Source organism: Rhodopirellula sp. J20-39, from assembly GCF_057365095.1.
In genome coordinates, this window is the sequence record NZ_CP195123.1 from 2,573,753 (window position 1) to 2,591,999 (window position 18,247).

15 protein-coding genes are annotated in these 18,247 nt (G+C 54.0%); 11 read left to right on the forward strand and 4 right to left on the reverse strand.

Annotated features, from left to right (window positions below; all coding sequences use genetic code 11):
- Window positions 1-376: 376 nt before the first annotated feature.
- Window positions 377-2,875, reverse strand: coding sequence for a peroxidase family protein (locus ACR3ZL_RS09290; RefSeq protein ID WP_473648138.1), 2,499 nt, complete (start codon window positions 2,873-2,875; stop codon window positions 377-379).
- Between the two features lie 288 nt (window positions 2,876-3,163).
- On the opposite strand from ACR3ZL_RS09290, the gene ACR3ZL_RS09295 reads away from it, so the two are divergent.
- The 4 genes from ACR3ZL_RS09295 to ACR3ZL_RS09310 all read left to right on the forward strand — a co-directional run bounded on the left by ACR3ZL_RS09295 (window position 3,164) and on the right by ACR3ZL_RS09310 (window position 9,127).
- Window positions 3,164-3,850: a sigma-70 family RNA polymerase sigma factor gene (locus tag ACR3ZL_RS09295; protein ID WP_486173397.1), complete on the forward strand. Its 687-nt coding sequence runs from the start codon at window positions 3,164-3,166 to the stop codon at window positions 3,848-3,850.
- Window positions 3,847-6,408: a protein kinase domain-containing protein gene (locus ACR3ZL_RS09300; RefSeq protein WP_473648136.1), complete on the forward strand. Its 2,562-nt coding sequence runs from the start codon at window positions 3,847-3,849 to the stop codon at window positions 6,406-6,408. Before ACR3ZL_RS09295 ends, ACR3ZL_RS09300 begins: the two co-directional genes overlap by 4 nt.
- Entirely contained in the window at window positions 6,405-7,784 is a 1,380-nt protein-coding gene (locus ACR3ZL_RS09305; RefSeq protein WP_473648135.1) for a hypothetical protein, read from the forward strand. The genes ACR3ZL_RS09300 and ACR3ZL_RS09305 overlap by 4 nt, the downstream gene beginning before the upstream one ends.
- Before the next feature lie 74 nt (window positions 7,785-7,858).
- A complete protein-coding gene (locus ACR3ZL_RS09310; RefSeq protein ID WP_473648134.1) occupies window positions 7,859-9,127 on the forward strand; it encodes a PQQ-binding-like beta-propeller repeat protein in 1,269 nt (422 codons plus the stop codon).
- 26 nt (window positions 9,128-9,153) lie between these two features.
- Here the strand turns inward: ACR3ZL_RS09310 and ACR3ZL_RS09315 are convergent, their stop codons facing one another.
- The 3 genes from ACR3ZL_RS09315 to ACR3ZL_RS09325 form a co-directional block, all read right to left on the reverse strand.
- A complete protein-coding gene (locus ACR3ZL_RS09315) occupies window positions 9,154-9,879 on the reverse strand; it encodes an SGNH/GDSL hydrolase family protein (protein ID WP_486173398.1) in 726 nt (241 codons plus the stop codon).
- A gap of 63 nt (window positions 9,880-9,942) precedes the next feature.
- A complete protein-coding gene (locus ACR3ZL_RS09320; protein WP_473648132.1) occupies window positions 9,943-11,145 on the reverse strand; it encodes an STM4014 family protein in 1,203 nt (400 codons plus the stop codon).
- A gap of 73 nt (window positions 11,146-11,218) precedes the next feature.
- Window positions 11,219-12,163, reverse strand: coding sequence for an STM4015 family protein (locus ACR3ZL_RS09325; protein ID WP_473648131.1), 945 nt, complete (start codon window positions 12,161-12,163; stop codon window positions 11,219-11,221).
- A 105-nt stretch (window positions 12,164-12,268) separates the two neighbouring features.
- On the opposite strand from ACR3ZL_RS09325, the gene ACR3ZL_RS09330 reads away from it, so the two are divergent.
- The 7 genes from ACR3ZL_RS09330 to ACR3ZL_RS09360 all read left to right on the forward strand — a co-directional run bounded on the left by ACR3ZL_RS09330 (window position 12,269) and on the right by ACR3ZL_RS09360 (window position 18,112).
- Window positions 12,269-12,565, forward strand: a complete 297-nt coding sequence (locus tag ACR3ZL_RS09330) for a hypothetical protein (protein ID WP_473648130.1) — start codon at window positions 12,269-12,271, stop codon at window positions 12,563-12,565.
- Window positions 12,566-12,572: 7 nt separating this feature from the next.
- A complete protein-coding gene (locus ACR3ZL_RS09335) occupies window positions 12,573-13,415 on the forward strand; it encodes a DUF6745 domain-containing protein (RefSeq protein ID WP_473648129.1) in 843 nt (280 codons plus the stop codon).
- Window positions 13,412-14,131, forward strand: coding sequence for an HAD family hydrolase (locus ACR3ZL_RS09340; RefSeq protein ID WP_473648128.1), 720 nt, complete (start codon window positions 13,412-13,414; stop codon window positions 14,129-14,131). The genes ACR3ZL_RS09335 and ACR3ZL_RS09340 overlap by 4 nt, the downstream gene beginning before the upstream one ends.
- The gene (locus tag ACR3ZL_RS09345) at window positions 14,128-14,973 is read left to right on the forward strand and encodes an STM4013/SEN3800 family hydrolase (protein WP_473648127.1); all 846 of its coding nucleotides are present in this window, start codon (window positions 14,128-14,130) and stop codon (window positions 14,971-14,973) included. The genes ACR3ZL_RS09340 and ACR3ZL_RS09345 overlap by 4 nt, the downstream gene beginning before the upstream one ends.
- Window positions 14,970-16,307 (forward strand): STM4012 family radical SAM protein, encoded by a 1,338-nt coding sequence (locus ACR3ZL_RS09350; protein WP_473648126.1) that lies wholly within the window; start codon window positions 14,970-14,972, stop codon window positions 16,305-16,307. The genes ACR3ZL_RS09345 and ACR3ZL_RS09350 overlap by 4 nt, the downstream gene beginning before the upstream one ends.
- Window positions 16,298-17,203 carry an STM4011 family radical SAM protein gene (locus ACR3ZL_RS09355; protein ID WP_473648125.1) on the forward strand — a complete coding sequence of 302 codons (906 nt, stop codon included), beginning with the start codon at window positions 16,298-16,300 and terminating at the stop codon, window positions 17,201-17,203. Before ACR3ZL_RS09350 ends, ACR3ZL_RS09355 begins: the two co-directional genes overlap by 10 nt.
- Window positions 17,204-17,386: 183 nt before the next feature.
- Window positions 17,387-18,112, forward strand: coding sequence for a formylglycine-generating enzyme family protein (locus ACR3ZL_RS09360; protein ID WP_486173399.1), 726 nt, complete (start codon window positions 17,387-17,389; stop codon window positions 18,110-18,112).
- Window positions 18,113-18,247: the final 135 nt, after the last annotated feature.

Genomic DNA, 18,247 nt, shown 5'->3' on the forward strand with positions numbered 1-18,247 from the left:
TGCGTCATCAACGGTTTGGATCTTGTCGGTCCAAGGTTCGTTGGCGTACGTGTGGAATTGATCGAAGACCGTGTCCACGTCTGAAAAGCGAACCGGTTCAGGTGGGCGTGATTGAAGGCTGTGTGCGTTCGGGGGATGGGGGCTGGGCATGATGCGGTTGGGGTTGAGGAAATGCGTAAGCGGGTGATTGGCGTGAAGTGAATAGCCCGGGACTTGGTAAGTTGTGCGGAGGGACTCGTAACCTTCTCCACCAGCTTGTGGTGAAGGACTCGTTGCCTCGTCTACTGCGTTTTTTCGGGTACGGTCAAACCTTAAACTGCATTGGAGTGCGAGCGTTCGGTGTGAACGAGGCGACGTAGATTGGGGCGAACCCCGGTCAAACAAGAACGTGGAAGTCGATTCCGCGAAGTCGCTCTTCACCGTTGGAAATGGAGATGTCCCAACTGTCGCTGCCATCGACCGCCCACTCATCCGAGGCTGCGACCTGAACTTGATAAGAGCCCGATTGGCTAACGGAATCAAACCGGTAGTTGCCATTGGAGTCCGTCAACGTGGTGTCGACGATATTGCCTTCGCTATCGAGTAACTGGACCTCAATGCCTTCGGCTGAAACGCCAGTGTTGTCATCACCCCGGTCGGGTTGGTCTTGATCAGGACGGCCCTGATCAGGATTTGTCCGCTGGCCACTGGGCGAGTCATCACGCGAGTTTCGTGAGTTGGAAACGAACGTTTCTCCGACTCCTGTTGCCGAGTTGGCAGCGGTTCCATCGATGGCATTCGCCTGGACGGACGTTGCCGTTTGCGCGATGACGGTCCCAGAAATTTGGGGTGTGAAGAAGAATACGTTTTCCTGCAGGGAATCCAAGTTCGTGTTCCGCTCGATGATGTCGGACAGCTTTGTGTTTTCGATCTCACGGATTTCGGCGTTGGACATCGTGTTGGCATAGAAAAAGCGATCGCCATCGCGAATGCGTTCGAATTGGTCCGCAATGATGGTTGTCGCGGTTTCTCCGAGGCTGCCATCGTCGGTGTGGTCCTCGGCTAACAAACCAACCCACAAGTCGATGTTGTCGACGGTGCCATAGAGTGATTCGAGTTTGGCTTGCACATCGACATCGCTGGTGATGTCCGCAAATGATTCGGCGGCGTCGAGTCCGTATGCGACGCGAGTGGAGTTGAAGTCCGCCAAACCGTGGTCTCGTCCGCGTTGGATATTCAGTGATACGAGATCGAGGCCGCCGCTGCCGGGAGCACCAAACAAGAAGTTGCGAAGGCTGTCGACGACTTCAAGGTCGACCTCCTGGGAAAGCGTCGACGAAGCGTATTTTAGAAACGAATCGATGCCAGTTTCTTCTAGCAATTCGGGGGTGAAGAATGCGTTGGCCAGCGAAATTGATTCAGCAACCTCTTCGCCATCATTGCCGACCAGGCGGAATTCGTCGTTCAGTGTGGTGTGGCCGAACCGGAACGCAGCAGTGGAAAACTCATTCGCGATCGATGGATCCACACTGGAATCGTAACCCGAGTATCGCGACAACGCGTCTTCACCTAACAACGCGGGCAGGTACTCGTTGTAGGTGATCGATTGCAGTTGAGCGATCACGATGGCGCGAGCTTCCTGGAAAATCTCCTCATCACTTAGCTCTGGGTTTTCGGCTGATATCTCGTCAGCCAGCCGATTGTGCTCGCGTACGAACAGCGAATGCATGGACGTGAGTACCACGTTTTCAGCGGCGCGGATGTCGCCAGCGATGATGTTGCCGTCGTCGCCGGTCGGCAGCAGTCCTTCGTCGGTGATGAGCAATCGGCCGCCGACGAACTCTCGAAGCGAATCCGACGTTGCTTGATCGCTGCCGTAAACTTGAGATCCATCGACCCACGCGGTGATCGAGTTGACCTGTTCGGCGGGGTTGTCGGTCGACGTGCCAGTTCCGTCGGCGATGGCGGATCGGGTCAGTGAGATGGTGGCCTCGCCTGTGTTAAAAGGATCGAACAATGCGTCACCGTCAGGGACTTCGATATCGAACGAAATCGCGTCCGCTTCATCATGCGGTTCCAAAGACAGGTCGATGTCGTGATCCAGGAATTGTCCCCATGCGAATACGAATGAACTGAGATCGCGATCGTTAGTTGTTCCGTTGGGATCAGCAGCGGATAGCGTGTTGCTGATCTCCCGTGCGCTCGGGCGGTCCTCGCCAGCGGGTTCGGAAATCCCATCGGCATAGTCGTTGTCGGCGACCCGTAGCAATTCCGTGTTAGCGGAACCGAAGTCAGGGTTGGCAAGGTTGTTACCGGTGCCATCAAGGCTGCGAACTTCCGATTCCAGATCGTCGCTCGGGTCGGTGGGTGATTCGGTCGGTTGTCCGTCCGATCCGCTGGGGGTGCCGGGGGATTCCGGAAACGGAGCGTCGGGCGTCCGGTTGTTTGGAACTTCGTTTGAATTGTCCTGACCTCGCTCTCGGTTCATCCGATTAATGACCATCAATGCATCCAACGCCGTGTCCCGTCCATCGTTATTGACATCGGTCCGTCGGCCTCGAGCATCTTGTTCGGATGTTTGACTGTCCAGCGATATGATTCCGGCTCCGGCATCGATTCCGCGAACTTGTTCGTTCATCCGGTTGATGATCGTGAGTGCATCGATTGCCGAGACCTGTCCGTCCTCGTTGACGTCCTCGGGCATCAGTTCGTTATGAAAGATGTTGGCAGCCAAAAGTTGGCGGGCTTCCAGCGATTCTGGCTTCAACCGCCGCTGTGTCGATTGGCGTCTCGTCGGTTTTTGATGCCTACTCGGTTTTCGTTGGCTATTGGGTTCGCCTGCGGTCTTTGGTTCTGTCTGAGATTGTCCGATCCAATTCTTCCAGAAACGAGCCATGTGATCACCTGATGAGAGGAGGGGTGAAGAGGTTTTCGCCGTGCCCGCAGGCTGCCGATTCCGCAGGACAATTTCTTAGGACGGTCATGTCCGAAAAGTGTCACATATCGGTGGCAATTTCGTCCTTGAGTAGTAGGCGAGGGCGAACGATTCACGGTTCGGAAGGTTTTCTTCTGAGAATTGCGGCGTTTGCTTGGCACCTTTTGACTGAAGTTGACGCATAAGATGAAGCTGCGATCGAACTGACCATTCATCGATCTGCGTCCCCGTAATCTGAGGAATCCCCCCATGTCAGCTATTATCGAGCCAGCTATTTCTGAGACGCCGATCTCCGATTTGCCAATCGCCGGTCGTCCCATCGCTGATGTGATCGCTTCGGTGCAGGGGGGCAGCACGCGCGCGTTGGGTGAGCTCTTGCAGCTTTACCGGAACTACTTGAGTGTTTTGGCAACGACCCAACTGGACAAACGTTTGCGGCGGCGGATGAGCACGTCGGATCTGGTTCAAGAAACCATGCTGGCTGCTCACCGCGACTTTGGTCAGTTTCGTGGGCAAAGCGAGGGAGAACTGCTGGCCTGGTTGCGAAAGATCTTGGTTAACTGTCTTAGTCACGCGGTGGAAAAAAATATCCATGCACAGAAGCGAGACATGCGTCGCGAGGTCGCGATGGAGCGGGTGGCTCGAAAGATGGATGACTCGATGGCCCGGTTGTCTAATATCATCGCGGACGGTGCGCCATCGCCCAGCCAGATCGTTTCGCGGCGTGAATTGGCAGCGGAGTTGTCCGATCAACTTGCCAAGTTGAAGCCCAACTACCGCGACGTGATCGTGTACCGCAACCTGCAAGGCTTATCGTTTGATGAGATTGCCGAACGAATGGAGATCAAGTCGGGAGCGGCCAGAATGTTATGGTTGCGAGCGATCGCGAAGTTCAAGGAGGTTTATGATCTTGGGACATTGGAGGAAAGCGAATGATTTCGCTAGCTGATCTGAGTGGCCAACGTCGGGCGGATAGTGCGGGACGCGATCTCAGCGATGAACCGCTCGCGATGCGCCATTTGACCGATTCGCAAAAGGATCAGTTGGGTGAGCTACTGGAAAACTACATGTCGGCACTTGAGGTCGGCTTGCCGCCTTCGGTTGAATCGCTCACGCAAGATTGCCCGGAATTGCGGGATGCCTTGCAGGGATGTGTTGCGGGACTGGAAAGCTTGCATCGATTGGCCGGCGGAGAATCAACCACGGTGCCGCATTCGTCGGATGACACGAATACGCTTGGCGACTTCGAGTTGATCGAGGTGATCGGTCGGGGCGGAATGGGCGTTGTTTATCGAGCCACCCAGGTTTCTCTTCGTCGGACTGTGGCAATCAAGCTCTTGCCGCTGTCGTCGGTTTTGGATGCGAACCGTTTAACGCGTTTTCATCAGGAAGCGGAAGCTGCCGCTAGTCTTCAACATCCTAACATCGTGCCGGTCTTTGCGATCGGTTGCGAACGGGGTGTTCACTTCTATGCGATGCAGTTTATTGATGGCGACTCGATGGAGGAGTGTGGTTCGTCACCGCTGGATTGGCGGGTTGCCGTCAAGCAAGCCACGCAGGTTGCCGACGGACTGCATGCCGCACATGAGTTAGGCATCATTCACCGCGACATCAAGCCGTCCAACTTGATCGTGGACCAGGACGGCAATGCGTGGATTACCGACTTTGGGCTCGCGCGCATTCAAGGCGATTTGTCGTTAACCCAATCCGGCGACGTGATCGGCACGATGCGGTACATGAGTCCTGAACAGGCTCGCGGCGAGTCGGCCATTGTCGATGGTCGTACCGATATTTACTCGCTTGGCGCGACGCTCTATGAATTATTGGCCGGGCATCCAGCACACGATGGCGAAGATGCTCCGTCAATCTTGCGACAAATCGATCAGGATTCGATAACGCCACTGGCTCGGTTTCGTGACGACCTGCCCCGCGATTTGGCAACGGTCATTTCCAAGGCGATGTCATCCCGTCGCGACGAACGCTATGACACGGCTCGCGAATTCGCGGATGACCTTCGGCGTGTGCTTTCGGGGGAACCCACCATCGCTCGGCCACCCAACTTGGTCGATCTGTGGACCCGCTTTGCCGTAAAGCATCAGCGAGGTTTAGCAGCGGCAACCCTCGTAGGCGTTTTGGCCTTGTTTGGGTTTGCTGTTAGCAACGCACGGTTGGCAGCCCAAAAAAGTGTGTCCGATACCAACGCGATCTTAGCGCAGAACAACGAAGCGATTGCTCGTGAAGCTATCGATGAATTAGGCACTCAAATGGCCGAGTTGTTGGACGATATTCCGGCGGCGAGTTCGGTCCGTCACCGCTTGTTGAGCCAGACCCTGGAGTACTACGAACGTTTGGTCGTGAAGTCCGATGCGTTAGGGACCCTCGATCGTGAGCATCAACTGGATTTGGCGATCACGCATGGCAAGATTGGCACGTTTCGAGGCGAGTTGGGCTTGAATGAAGAGGCGTTGGCTTCGCTCGAAATGTCACAACAAATCTACGCCAAACTCGCTAAAACGCATCCGAGTGATTGGGACTTGCAACTGCAGTGGTCGATCAGCCAGAACAATCTCGCGGAGAAGCTTGCGAGTGCCGGCGAGTTTGAAAACGCGGCAAAGTGGTTCGGGAAAGCCATCGCAACCCAACAGCGTTTGCCTTCGAGCGAACGGGTAACCCTTGAGCTTGCCACCACCTTGAACAACTTGGGCCAGATGTTGACCGAGTCGGAAAACATTGCTGAAGCGGAAAAGGTGTTTGGTCGCGCGATCGCTTTACTGACTAAACAAACAACGATGCAGGGCAAGTTGGTCTCGTCCAAGACCGTCGCTGCTGACTCGACTCGGTTGAAGGTGTCTGACGAAAACGAATCCCTGTTGCTATCGACCGTTCAGTCCAATCTTGCCGGACTGATGGCCAGACGAGACCCGCAGCAAGCCAGCGTCATCGCTCGTCAGTCGCTGACGCTGCAGTTGCAACGTTTGGAAGCCAACCCAGGCGACGCTGAAGCGGCGACCCAAGTGGTCCTAACGCTCAACACGCTCGCGATGGCGCAGGCGGCTAATTCGTTGCATCAGGAAGCGATTGACACGCTACGCCAAGCGATCGATGTTAGCAATCAACTACGTACTCGCTGGCCAGATCAACAGGCTTCGCGTCGCGATTTGGGGATCAGTTTGAATCAGTTAGGATTGTCGCTTGCCGCGATGGGACGCATGAATCAGGCAGAGCAAGCGTTCGCACAAGCGGCCGAACAAGCACGGAAATTGGTACACGCGTTTCCTGACGATGCGGAAGTTCACAGCATGCTGGGAAGTGTGCTGAATAATGCAGGTTTTCTTGAGCGAAGGCGTGGCAACTTCCCGCAGGCATCGGATCATTACGCCGAGGCGATTGAGCACCAGCGACTGGCAACCCAGATCGCTCCTCAGGTACCACGATACCAATCGTTCTTGCAAAAACATCAACACAACTTGGATCAACTGCGAGGCGAATCATGAATGCCGATAATCTCTCGCGACGCTTACGTTTGGAGCGATTGGAATCCCGTTCCATGCTGGCTGCGGGTATCTTTGATTTCACCATCGACACCCAACTCGATCGATCAACCGATTCAAGACAGGAAAGCAATCGTCCACAAGTCGAATCGCGACAAGATAATCGTTTGAACGGGCAGCCAGAAGTTGGAAACCGTCAGTCCAATGACCAGCGATCCGCTGGTGTTTCTGGATCGCAAATGCAAGGTCGCCAAGCCGGACATTCTCAACTGACTCGGCAATCGACCTTGCGAGAAAACTTGAATGGCGACCGCGGTCTGAATCGAACAGCCGACCGTTTGGATGTTGGGCGATCGAATGATCGTCAAACGCAGACGCCGGTTCAAACCAGAACCCCGGATAACGCGGTTTCAGCTGCAACTGCGGACATCGTCATGGTGATCGAGGTCAACCGTACGCCAACATTGGCACCGAATAACTTTGGCGACGCGGCCGCGCGAGTCCGAGACTTACAATCGACCAATGTGGGTTCCACTCCCATTCGTCGTGCTAGCGATGCGGACGGCAACACTGGAACTTTCGTTTCGGCGATAGCGACATCGGATGAATCAGACGACGTAAGTGCAGGTGATGCATCGGTCAGCGAATTGGCCGATGATGTCGTTTCGGAAGTTACCGAAGAGACCGCTGCTTATCGCAGCGTCGAAACCACCGAAGACGGCAGCCCGTTAGCACAGGCATCCGACGCTGGCGAAGTGATAGCAGGCAACAGTGACACAGATCCTTTTTCTAGCGATGCGGGCTGGATTGACTTGTCGCCACTGCGGTCATTGTTGCCCACGGATTCCAGCGGGATTCAATCTGAAAGAGACGATGGGTTTGACGCCCAGGGCAGTTCCCATGAGCCTCGGTCATGGCAATTGGAACGAGGCACAATCCCCCAACTTCAGCGACTGGCCGAGGGATCGGAGATCGGACGTGTTGAAAACACCGATCGATTGATGGACGATTGGTTCGACGGGCCCGGAGGAATGATTGCATTAGACCGGGTGAATTTGCCACCAGCCCATTTTGCGGTGGACGGGGTCACGGTGGATGTGCAGCTTGAATCCACAGTGATGCTGCATCGTTCTTTGGACTGGGTAGCCAACGGTACGAAACCAGCACTCTCCGGGCCAGTTCTGGATGCGATCATGGCTTCCCTGGAAGAGGTTGTCGATCAAGAAAACCAACCTATTACGCAGGCGTCTAATTTGCAGGTCCCCACCGCAGCCTATCCGGCGGTGGCTGTCGCAGCGACGACGCTGGCGATCTCAAATCGACGTAAACATAAATCGCCGCCATCGAACATGCAGGCGACAGGTCAGCAAACGCCTTAGCCCTCAGTCCAAAACGATTTTTTGTCAGCGTGATTTTTGCTCGCTGGCTTTGTCATTTAACGAAGTTGTAATCGATGAAACTTTATCCTCAGTCTTTCGCGTGCGTGTGCTTATTCGCTTTACTGTCATATCCGACGCGAGGTTCGGCTGAAGATTGGCCCGGTTTCTTAGGCCCTGATGGTACGGCCCGAACGACTGAAACGGTGCCGCTGAAGTGGAGCGATTCGGAGAACCTGTTATGGAAGGTGGATTTGCCCGGTTCGGGATCGTCCAGCCCAGTGATTGCGGGCGATCGGGTTATCGTGACTTGTTACAACGCTGATGGTTCCACGCCCAAGCGACAGGTGATTTGTTTCGATAAGAACTCAGGAAAAACGCAGTGGACCGTCGACTTTCCGATCGACTATCGGGAGGACGGTTATCGAGGCTACATCACCGAACATGGCTACGCCAGCAACACTCCCGTTGTTGATGATGAGAACGTTTACGTGTTCTTAGGCAAAGGCGGTGTCCACTCGATTTCTTTGGATGGAAAACGCAACTGGACCGTGGACGTTGGCAAAGGTAGCAGCAACCGTGAATGGGGCTCGGCGGCCAGTTTGACCATGTATCAAGACACCATCATCGTGAACGCGGCCGAAGAAGCGAAGGCGATCCTATGCCTCGACAAAGCGACTGGTAAAGAAGTTTGGCGACAAGACGCCGATATGCTCGAACTGACCTACGGCACGCCCCGAATCGTCTCGCGGGAAAACGGTGACGATGAAATGGTGATCAGCGTGCCAGGAGAAATTTGGTCGATGAGCCCTGTAACCGGTAAGTTGCAGTGGTACGCGTCTTCGCCAACGGCGGGGAACGTTTCACCGTCGGTCATCGTCGACGGTGACACGATCTACAGCTTTGGTGGCTATCGAGCGTCCGGAAGTATCGCGGTCAAGGTTGGTGGCGAGAATGATGTTACCGATAGTCATGTGTTGTGGACCAATCGATCCAGTTCTTATGTTGCCACACCGTTGCTCTTGGATAAACGGTTGTACTGGGTCGACGATCGCGGCATCGCCTATTGCACGTCGGCGAAGGACGGTGAAGTCATTTACCGGGAACGGGTTGGCACGCTTGAAAACGGTCGTCCGGTCTATGCATCACCAGTTCTAGTTGGCGATAAGATCTACATCGTGACTCGGCGGAGTGGCACGCTAGTGATCAATCCAGGTGAGAAGTTCGACGTGATTGCTCAAAACAAATTTGCCAGCGACAACACCGACTTCAATGCATCGCCGGCCATCAGTGATGGGAAGCTTTATCTGCGCAGCAACCAAGCGTTGTACTGCATAGGTGAATGAAAATTCGTGATAGTGAGTCTTCCCGCTTATCTATTGGAAGGTAGCAATCCCAGCGTCATGTCAACGAATGACGCTACCTTTTCGGCGATGACTTGGTTGCCATCGTGGGTGTAGTGGACATCGTTGGCTGCTTTCCCCAACTCATCCATGCGTCCGACAAGGATGCTATCTAGATCGTTCACCAAGACGCCGTGCTTCTTCATCACGCGTCTTGCTTCGGTTTCGAATGCGGCTGATTTCTCGGGAGACGCTAGGACCTTGATCTTGTGTTCAGGCTCTGCACAAGGCGGAGTCGTGGTAGCGAAAACAAGCACATCACACGCTGGTTTAAGTGCGATGACAATCGCCTCCAGGTTGGTTCCGTAGTCTTGTACCGAAATCAAGTTGTCTTGGCTCCAGCCATAGAGATCCCATAGGCCGAAATTGAAATGGATGACATCCCAGTGTCCGTTATCAACCCACTGGCGAGCGTGTTCCGCACCATAGGCGGAGTATCGACAATTACCGGGAACTCGTTCCACTTCCGCTACGTCCTTCAGTGCCGCCTGAACCAATGGCGTGTATGCCAATGAGATCGAATCGCCAATCAACAGCACAGAAGGTAACTCGGATGGAGCATCTTGCTTCGCATTCTTCGCACCCGGTGATGCAGGAACTGCCACGTTCGAATTGTTTTCAATCGCGAAAGCGGGCTGGCCGATTGGAGCCGTGCACAGAAGGGTCACGGTTGTTAACGCTAGCATTCGAGACATGGTGTTTGTATTCATGTTGATGGGCATGTGGTGGTGGTTCGAGTGAGGTCGAGTGAGTCTAGTTTAGTTCCGCGAGTTGGGCTGCCTATCGGCAAGCGTCTTCATCTCTCGCAAATAGGCGTCGTCTCCGTTGGTGTCCACAATACGTGGCAAGAGATCACCAAACGCGTTGGCTTCAAGAAGATGGATTTGGCGAAATCCCGGTGATAGCATGACATCCAGTCCAACGGAATGAGCGAATGGGAAGACATGTGCGGCTTTACGGCAAAGGTCTAGTAGCTTTGTCTTTTTGACGCTTCCCATTTGTTGGGCGATCGAAGTCCAGTCACCACGTCGATTGCCTAGGTGTAAGTTGGTCATCGGCGAACGACTGACCCGTGGAACGATGTGCGAAGGCTCGCCCGCAATCGCCACAACTCGCAGATCAAAAGCGGCACCACCGGAAACGTTGGCTTTGGGCCTATTAAGATCCGGATTGTTGGGATCGGGATGTTTGACTTTGGGAGTGCTGGCCTTGGGTAGCCAACGTTCGGCATACAAATGATGAGGCACCAATGCATCGATCAACTTCGCAACCTCGACTTCGCCCTCATATCGATTCAGCTTGAGTGAATTGTAGAGGCGTTGCGTTATTGACTTGCCCACGATTTCAAGGCTGCTAATCGCCCAACTCACATCCCCTTTGCGATAGACCGCCGCAACGCATGACGCGGAGGATCCGTTGGCAATCTTCACGAACACCCGTTGCCAATCACGCAGCTTCATTTGATGAAACAGGCTTTCGCTGTCCATGACACGGCCAATGGATTCCGGCATCGAGACGCCAGCTTTTGTCATCCGCTGTGCAGTTGTGGGCTTGTCGAACATGGCCAAGATTTCGCGAGGTTGGCTGTACCATTTGGTTGGTTCGACGAGGCTTTCGATTGAACGCAGCAAGTCCGCGAACCCCAGGTAGTACTGGCGTGGGAAGTGCACTCGGCCTAGCTCTTCGACGAGATTCGCAACTTGATTGGCTGGTAGGAAATCGCTTTGTTCAGCGGCGCAGACGGCTGCGCCACGATGAAGCAATGCTTTCTCAACAGCAAAGTTCTCGCCCGGCGATTCAATCCGAACGATGTCAAATTTCGATGCTAGGTGAGATAGGCCAGCTAAGTCGACACGACCGTCGAGCAAATCTAGGAACGCAACACACTGCATCGACCAACCTGCCGTTTCAGCCGCTTGGCCCAGCAAGCTGATGCGGCGATTCTCTGGATTTCCAATCACTAACAGTCGTTTAGGGATGCGGTCTGCAGTGATGGCGGTGCGGCGGCTAGCAAGATTGCAAATGACAGGTCACCTATTCGGCAACAAAGTTATAGCGATAGACCTCGTCGTTATACACGTCGGCCTCTTGCACATCGCTGGCATCGATTTCGACACCGGGCAATGCCGTTTTAAGTTGCTCAATGGCCACGGCGGAGGCGAAGTGGTGGAAAAGAGTCAAACGCCTGAGTGATTTCAGTTGCGTGTTACTGGCCAAGATGACCACGCCAGCATCACTCAGCGAACCGAGAGACAAGTCGAGCGTGTCCAAATTTTGGATGATCATCGCTTCGTTGAGCCACGTTACCATCTCGTCAATTTCGCGATCGTTTCGTAATCCCAGATAGTTTAGGTTTGGAAACGCGGTTCCATCTAAGATCGGCTTCAGGTCTTCCTCGCTGACGGTGCGACCGTAGCCATCGTCCCCCAGCCAAAGTTCCAAGTGATTCAGTTGCGGCAACTTTCCCGAGGCAACTTCACGGACCACCGATGATGGCATACCGCCGCCTTCGAGGATCAGACTTTGTAGATGGTTGTGGACCGGTCGTCCTAGGCTAAGCCCCTCGGTTCCGCGAACTTGTAACGTTGCCAATTCAGGAAAGGCCAAGAACAGCGGCGATAGATCGGACTGCGTGATCCACGAGACCTCGCATTCCTCTTGCGAAATGTCACCGATGAACAAGTGACGTAGATTGGGAAGCCGACTGCGTGCTGAAACCAAACCTTCCACCACAGTTGAGCTGTCCGTACCCTCGGCAGCACCTTCCCAGCAACCGATCACCAAGGATGTGACCGTCTCACTTCCTGCAGTATTTAAGAACTTGGATAGCAGGTCGGGGAACTTCACGCCTTTTTCGTAATCGTCCCAGTCGATCGAGATTCGCCAACCACTGCCCGCTAGCGAAGCAGGTTCCGAAGTGTTTGTAAACGGCTTGATGGAAGCACCACCAAATTGTTCAACAGGTTCACCAAAACTCATCGAATTCAATCCTGGTTCGTGTGAGGACGAAAGAAAATGGTTATCATCAACGGGGCAACTGCTCCGTTCAATCTAACCCAATTTGTACCCTCGGGAGAGATACTGATGTGGCGTCATGGTGATGTTTTTATTGCTCGTGTTAACTCCATCCCAGATGGTTTGAGACGAATGCGTGAACCGGTTTTAGCGGAAGGCGAAATCACGGGGCACGCGCATCGGTTTGCTGAACGCGGTGCCGCGGAAGTGTTCGATTCGGGGGAGGAGCGTTTCTTTCGTATCATCACGGACCGAGCCACGTTGACTCACGAAGAACACGGTCCTATCGAATTGGAACAAGGCAACTATCGGGCATGGATTCAACGCGAATACAGCCCTGAAGAAATCCGCCGAGTGATTGACTGAGTCCAACATGCAACCGCGAGTGATTGAAGCGACAGGGAACACACTGGATCTTGCCGGCAGCGATATCGAAACGTTACCGGATCAGGTTGATATCCAGTTTGAATTGAATTTGACGGACTGCCGGAATCTGCACCGATTGCCCGATGGGTTGAAGGCGGGGTCGTTGGTTTTGGCGGGATGCACGTCTCTGGAACGATTGCCCGAAGGCATGGAGGTCTCGTTTCTAGATATCAGTGGTTGCCGACAACTCACCGACTGGCCTGCAACCGGTAAGTTGGAAGCCGGTCGATTGCGGGCACGAGACTGCACAGGGCTTACGTCGTTGCCGAGTTGGCTGACCTCCATCGCTCAATTGGATCTTCGTGGTTGCGAAAATATCGAGGAATTGCCGAGCACCCTGACTGTCGCATCATGGTTGGACCTTGCCGGTACTGGAATTGAACGTCTGCCCGCTTCGATGTCCGACGTCGCTTTGCGATGGAAAGGCATCCCCATTGATGAGCGAATTGCATTTCGTCCCGATGAAATTTCCGCGGACGAAGTGTTGCCGGAACCGAATGCAGAATTGCGCCGCGTGTTGCTTGAGCGGGTTGGCTTCGAGAGGTTTTTGAACGAGGTTGACGCCGAAGTTCTTGACGAAGATACCGACCCCGGCGGACCGCGGAAATTAGTGCGAGTTCCGATGGGCGATGATGACGAACCGCTGGTTTGTGTTTGCGTGTTTTGCCCTTCGACTCAACGCCAATACATCATCCGTGTCCCTCCGACGATTAACACCTGTCATGCCGCAATCGCCTGGACGGCTGGCTTCGACGATCCAAGTCTCTATCGACCGCTGATTGAAACATGAGGCTGTCGGATGTAGACGTCATTGTGTTTGATCTCGACAACACGCTGATGAACCGACAAGCCGCGCTGACGCGGTGGTTTGTTTCGATTGTAGAATGCTATAGGTCTGAATGGGACCCGAGCCGCCAGCGCCGCGTCATTGCCGACTTGTTGCAATTGGATCACTGGGGCGATACCGATCGCCAAAAGGTGATTCAGCGATTGGCGGCCCAACTGAATCACTGCAATGCGGATACACCAACCTTGATGAAGCGGTTCCAGCAGGAAATTGCCGGACATGTGAAACCGGATCAACGAGCGAACAGACTACTTGAGTGGCTACGCGATCAACCGGTGCTGTTGTTTTTGGCCAGCAACGGATCGTCATCCAACCAGCGAGCTAAGTTTGCCGCTTGTGGCGCCGATTCAGCAGCCGAATGGCAATCGGTGGTGATCAGTGCTGAAGTTGGATTCGCCAAGCCCGACCCACGGTTTTTCGAACATCTTCGTTCTTTGATAAACGGTGACACACACCGCGTACTGATGGTCGGTGACGACTGGAACCGTGATGTGCAAGCTGCGGCTCACTTAGGCTGGCAAACGTGTTGGGTTTCTCATGACCGGCCTTCGCCATCGACGGGAGTGCAACCGGACGTTGTTGTCCGCCATGTCGCTGAATTGTGGTCCAGAGAGCAACGGAACTGGCTACATCGGTACGATCGGGAGACCGTATCGTGACCCGCGGTTCGTCCTCGAGCGTTGCCCGGGATGCCGACCCGATTGATGTCAATCAAATCGTTGGTTCTCACGACGTCGTGCTGATTACCTTAGATACGCTTCGTTACGACGTCGCCGTCGATGCTCTCTATGCTGGACGGACGCCTAATTTGGCGAAGCATCTGCCAAGTGGTCGTTGGGAAGAACGCCATTCGCCGGCCAGTTTTACCTTTGCGGCGCATCAAGCGTTCTTTGCTGGATTCCTGCCTACGCCAATATCGCCCGGACCGCATCCACGTTTGTTTGCTTCCACATTCATAGGCAGCGAGACCACTAACTCGCAAACCTATGTCTTTGATGCACCGGATTGGATTACAGCCCTTCGATCGACCGGTTACCACAGTATTGGTATTGGTGGCGTTGGATTTTTTAACAAGCTCAATCCGCTTGGTCAGGTGTTGCCGGGATATTTTGACGAGAGCCATTGGAGTCCGTCTTTTGGGGTAACGACCGCTGATTCTACAGATCATCAAGTGGACTACGCGATCGAGCGATTGGAACAAAATCGCGATCGGCTTAGGTTGCTGTTCATAAACGTCTCCGCGATGCACCAGCCGAACTGCCACTATGTTGACGGTGCCGACCGGGACGACGTTCAAACTCAGGCGGCGGCGTTGGCATATGTTGACGGAGCTTTATCGCGACTGTTCGCTGCATTGGGGCAAGAGCGACCAGCGTTTTGTATTGTCTGTTCGGATCATGGGACTGCGTACGGCGAACAAGGGTATCAAGGCCATCGGGTAGGTCATCCTGTTGTGTGGACTGTTCCGTACGGTCATTTCTTTTTGGGGGCGGATCGATGAATACGGTGACGAAGAAAGTGGATCCGATCGATTCCGTTATCACGGGCACACCGTACGAAGGCTACGTCTATTCGTATCCGCATAAGACGGCTTATCGAGCTCTCGAACCGGTGAAGGATCTCGAAGAGTTATGGCGGGAAGAGCCCACTGACAGTTGCTTCCTGTATGTCCATATTCCGTTTTGTGAGTTCCGCTGTGGGTTTTGCAACTTGTTCACCCGAGCGGTACCACCTGCTGAACTGCCGGGGCTCTATTTGAAGCAACTGCGTCAAGAAGCCCGTGTGGTGAAAGCGGCTTTGGGTGATGTTACCTTTACGGAACTGGCGATTGGCGGTGGGACACCGACCTATCTGGACGAACAAGAATTGGATCAGTTATGGGAAATCGTAGGCGAGATCGGTGTTGCGCCAAACGATTTGCATGTTGGTATGGAATGCTCACCGGGAACGGTGACAAAGGACAAGCTCCGTTCGTTGCGTTCCGCTGGCGTGGGCCGGATTAGCATTGGCGTGCAAAGTTTCGATCCGAAAGAAGCGGCTCAGATGGGACGTCCGCAAGATCCCCAGCAGGTGACGGACGCGTTGGATGCTATCTTGCAAGAAGACTTTCCGACGCTGAATATTGATCTGATCTATGGTGGCGAGAGTCAAACGCCAGCGACCTTCGTCGCATCGATTGAACAAGCGATGAAGTGGAGCCCCCAAGAAATATTTCTGTACCCGTTGTATGTCCGCCCGCTGACGGGACTGGGACGGCGGAAGCGAGATTGGGACGATCATCGATTGGAGTGCTATCGAGCTGGCCGGGATTGTTTGCGAGGTTTGGGCTATGAACAAGTTTCGATGCGAATGTTTCGTCGCACCGATGCTCCTCGGCAAGAAGATTCTGCCTATGCGTGTCAGGTTGATGGAATGGTCGGGCTGGGCTGCGGTGCCCGCAGTTACACGCGTTCGCTGCATTACTCCACCGACTTTGCCGTCGGGCGACAAGCGGTGCACGCCATTTTGGATGACTATATCAGTCGGCCACCCGGTGACTTTGCGGCGGCAAGGCATGGGTACTGGTTGGACGAAGAAGACCAGCAGAGACGTTTCTTGATGATGTCCCTATTGCAAGCGGACGGATTGGATACGGCCGCGTTCGAAAATCGTTTCGGAAAATCCGAGACTGATGTAATTGCCGAACTGGATTGGATGCAACATCAAGGCTTGATTCTCGCAGTCGGCGAACGGATGTTTTTGACCGACGCTGGGATGGAACGCAGCGATGCGATTGGACCGGCGTTGTTTTCCGATCGCGTGAAATCTTTGATGGAGCATCACGAGTGTCGCTAACGATTTTGTATCGGGGGCCGTTGTGTAGTTGCAACTATGAGTGCCACTATTGTCCGTTTGCCAAACAGGTCGACTCAGCCGCTGAACTTGCCGTTGATGAATCCGCGTTGAGGCGATTTGTTGAATGGGCGAAGCTAGGCTTTGTGGACTCACTGCGAGTCTTTTTTACGCCATGGGGCGAAGCCATGGTGCGGCGTTGGTATTGGGATGCGTTCGCTGAACTAACAGCCATGCCGCATGTCAGCAAAGTTGCTGTCCAAACAAATTTGTCGTGTCGGTTGGATTGGCTGGATCGCTGCGACGGTGAAAAAGTCGGATTGTGGTGCACCTATCACCCATCCCAAGTCAGTCGTTCGCGGTTTGCGGCGAAAATTCACGAATTGAAAGCTCGTGGGATTTCACATAGCGTCGGGATGGTGGGTCTAAAGGAAGACATCAACACGATCGAGACGCTGCGGCAGGAATTGCCGGAAGATACCTATTTCTGGATCAACGCTTACAAACGAGAAGATGATTACTACGACCCAGTGGACGTGGAGCGTCTGACCCGCGTCGATCCAAATTTCCCGACCAACAACATCCGTCACCCCAGTTTGGGCAGGGAGTGCTCGACTGGCGAACGCGTGATTTCGGTGGACGGCGACGGAACGATTAGACGTTGCCATTTCGTTAGCGATCCGATTGGTAATCTCTATGATCGCGACTTCCAAACTGCGCTACGTCAAAGGGCTTGTCCCAATCAAACTTGTGGGTGTCACATCGGTTATGTGTATTTGAAGGAACTGAAACTAGAAAACGTTTATGGTGCCGGCTTACTAGAGCGGACGCTACCCGGTCAACGACTTTCGCCCACTCAAACGCATTCAATTCAGGTGCTGCCGAGCGGAGACCGTTAGAATGATCAGTGATGGAACGCTCAGGGGCAGCGTCATCTGTTCGATTTGCACCACAGGATTTTCGATTAAATCATGAATCTGATAGCCAGGATCATAGCGTACCTTCAACGTCTTTCGCTAAGCGGAACTGGATCAAATCAGTCGAGGCCCGGCGCCAGTTCGATACCGACGTCCTGTCCCGATATGGTTTTGATCAAAGCGGGGACCTTCACGATGGGATCTCCTGAAACCGAGCCAGGTCATCGTCCGCGCGAAGTTCGAAAGCGGGTTTCGATTGGTTCGGACTTCTATCTTGGCAAGTACGAGATAACGGTTGGCCAATTTCGATATTTCTGTAAACAGACCCGATTCAAGACGGACAATGAAAAGGAGGGCAAGGACTACGATTGGCGACGTCCTCACAAGAAATCCAAGCTTGTCGAAGACCAAGCGGTGTTGGCTATCAGTTGGGATGATGCCAATGCCTATTGCCGTTGGCTGTCGGAATCAACCGGCGATCGTTATCGGTTGCCTACCGAACAAGAATGGGAGTACGCGTGTCGCGCGGGTACCACCACCGCTTTCCACACCGGCGACAAACTCACGAAGAAGGACGCGAACGTTTCCAACTACATCGGATCGACGAAGGGGATGGCAGCCATTTCCGCGATACCGCTGGGCACCATGGTCGTGGGCTCATTTAGGCCCAACGCTTTCGGATTGTATGACATGCACGGAAACGCTTTTGAATGGTGCTCGGATGTCTTCATCGACGAAAGTAAAGCGGAGACCCAGTCGGGTGAATACCACACGGTGAAGGGTGGTTCGTGGAGCATGACCAGCCCGGAGTATTGTCGGTCTGCCTACGCTGAGGGGATGTCCGGTGGCAATGGAATGATGGGTTTCCGAGTGGCGCGAGATATTCGCTGATTTTAATCGCAGCATCTCAGGGGGGAATCCTGGAGCCGCCTAGCCCTGCTCGCTAATCGCTTTCAGGTCGCTTGGACGTCAAAGAAGAAAACGGCGTCTGATTTCGTTAGTGCATGCCAAACAAAACGGTTTGCG